Annotated in this window: 2 protein-coding genes and 1 pseudogene; all 3 read left to right on the forward strand. The window is 64.2% G+C overall.

Features of this window, described 5'->3' with window-relative positions; genetic code table 11:
- Nucleotides 1–213, forward strand: a pseudogene (locus K288_RS54560) (hypothetical protein); the annotation flags it as partial.
- On the forward strand, nucleotides 210–557 hold the full coding sequence (gene tnpB / locus K288_RS0143190) for an IS66 family insertion sequence element accessory protein TnpB (RefSeq protein WP_027584848.1): 348 nt from the start codon (nucleotides 210–212) through the stop codon (nucleotides 555–557). The pseudogene K288_RS54560 and the gene tnpB, both read left to right, overlap by 4 nt.
- A gap of 47 nt (nucleotides 558–604) precedes the next feature.
- A partial coding sequence (locus K288_RS0143195) for an IS66 family transposase (RefSeq protein WP_027584849.1) occupies nucleotides 605–2,220 on the forward strand: 1,616 nt, incomplete at its 3' end.

The following is a 2,220-nucleotide window of genomic DNA, read 5'->3' on the forward strand; positions in this document are numbered from 1 at the left end:
AAAACTTTGGCCTCCAATCATCGGGCTGGAGAGGGTTCGATCGGCCCGACATTCGTCCCTGCGATAGTTGTGCCGAGCACGCCCCCAACGACGGAAGCTGTCGAGGCAGGCCAGATCGAGATCGTGAGCCCGAAAGGGCTGCGCGTGGTCTTCGGTCCCGGCGCGGACGTCGAGACGGTGATTCGAATTGCTCGCGGACTGGAGCGCCGATGATCGCGATCCCGACGGGCGTGCGGGTGTGGCTGGCGACCGGCCACACGGATATGCGCAGAGGATTCCCCTCCTTGGCGCTGCAGGTTCAGGAAGTGCTTGGCAAGGACCCGCTGGGCGGCCATTTATTTTGCTTCCGCGGTCGCAGAGGTGACCTGCTGAAGGTGATTTGGCACGACTCCCAGGGGGCCTGCCTATTTACGAAACGTTTGGAGCGGGGGCGATTTATTTGGCCTTCGGCGGCGGATGGCGCGGTATCGATCTCGCCGGCGCAGTTGTCTTACTTGCTGTCCGGCATCGACTGGAGGCACCCACAAGAAACCCAGCGGCCGACGCGGGTCGGATAGCCTTTTTTACGGTTTGCATCTGCGGCTTGATCTGATTCAATGGCTTCATGATATCGAAGCCGGACGATCTTCCATCGGACCTTGTCAGTGCCCTGGCGGCGCTGCAGGCCGAGCGTGAGGCGCGGCTGCGAGCCGAGGCGGTGGCCGCCAGTGCGCGGGCGGAGCTGTCGGACAACGAAGCGCTGATCGCGCATCTCGAGCTGCGGATCGAGAAGTTCAAACGCGAACTGTACGGGCAGCGCTCCGAGCGCACGGCACGGCTGCTCGAGCAGCTGGAGTTGGAGCTCGAAGAACTCGTCACCACGGCGAGCGAGGATGAGCTTGCCGCGCAGGCCGCAGCGGCGAAGACGCAGAACGTCCGCCCCTTCATGCGCAAGCGGCCGGTGCGCAAGCCATGGCCGGATGACATCGAACGCGAGCGCGTCGTCATTGAGGCTCCAACGAGCTGTGCCTGCTGCGGTGGATCGCGGCTGGCGAAGATCGGTGAGGATGTGACCAAGACGCTGGAGGAGATCCCGCGCCGCTTCAAGCTGATCGAGACGGTACGCGAGAAGTTCACCTGCCGCGATTGCGAGAAGATCAGCCAGCCGCCCGCGCCGTTCCATGCCACGCCGCGCGGCTTCATCGGCCCACAATTGCTGGCGACGGTCCTGTTCGACAAGTTCGGCATGCATATCCCGCTCAACCGCCAGGGTGCGCGCTTTAAGGCCGAGGGGATCGACCTGCCGTTGTCGACGCTGGCCGACCAGGTCGGCCACGGGACCTTCGCCGTCATGCCGCTCTTCCACTTGATCGAACGCCACGTGCTCGCGGCCGAGCGCCTTCATGGCGACGACACCACCATCCGTATCCTGGCGAAGGGCAAGTGCACGACCGGGCGGATCTGGACTTATGTGCGGGATGACCGGCCCTTCGCCGGGCCTGCGCCGCCGGCGGCGGTCTGTTACGCCTCGAGCGACCGACGAGGCGAGCATCCCCAGAAGCATCTGGCCGCCTTCGCCGGTATCTTGCAAGCCGATTGCTACAACGGCTTCGAGCCGCTGTTCGACCCGCAGAAGAAGGTGCTGCCGATTACGCCGGCGTTTTGCTTTGCCCATGCGCGGCGCGGCTTCTTCGAGCTGGCTGACATCGAGAAAAATGCTCGGGAAGGTAAGAAGGGCAAACCGGTCTCTCCGATCGCGCTGGAGGCGGTCAGACGCCTCGATGCGTTGTTCGAGATCGAGCGCGCCATCAACGGCCGCGGCGCCGACGAGCGGCGTGCCGTGCGCCAGGAAAAGAGCAAGCCGCTTCTCGAGGACATGCACGCCTGGTTGCTGCGTGAGCGCGAAACCCTCTCGCGCTCCTCCGAGGTCCTAAAGCCGGTCAACTACATGCTCAGGCGCTGGGACGACTTCGCCCGCTTCCTCGACGATGGCAGGATCTGCTTGACCAACAATTGTGCTGAGCGTGCATTGAGAGGCATCGCATTGGGAAGGCGCAACTGGACCTTCGCCGGCAGCCAGCGTGGCGCCGACCGTGCCGCCATCATGCTGACGATGATCACGACCTGTCGCCTCAACGACGTCGATCCCAAGGCCTGGCTCGCCGACGTCCTCGCCCGTATCGCCGATCTTCCCGCATCGCGTCTGCACGAACTGCTGCCCTGGGAATGGAAGCTCCTGCG

Source organism: Bradyrhizobium sp. Ai1a-2 (genome assembly GCF_000426245.1).
Classification (GTDB): domain Bacteria; phylum Pseudomonadota; class Alphaproteobacteria; order Rhizobiales; family Xanthobacteraceae; genus Bradyrhizobium.

What these genes read in the sequence shown, in the direction of transcription:
- tnpB (WP_027584848.1), top strand. Translation starts at nt 210, where the DNA reads ATGATCGCGATCCCGACGGGCGTGCGGGTGTGGCTGGCGACCGGCCAC.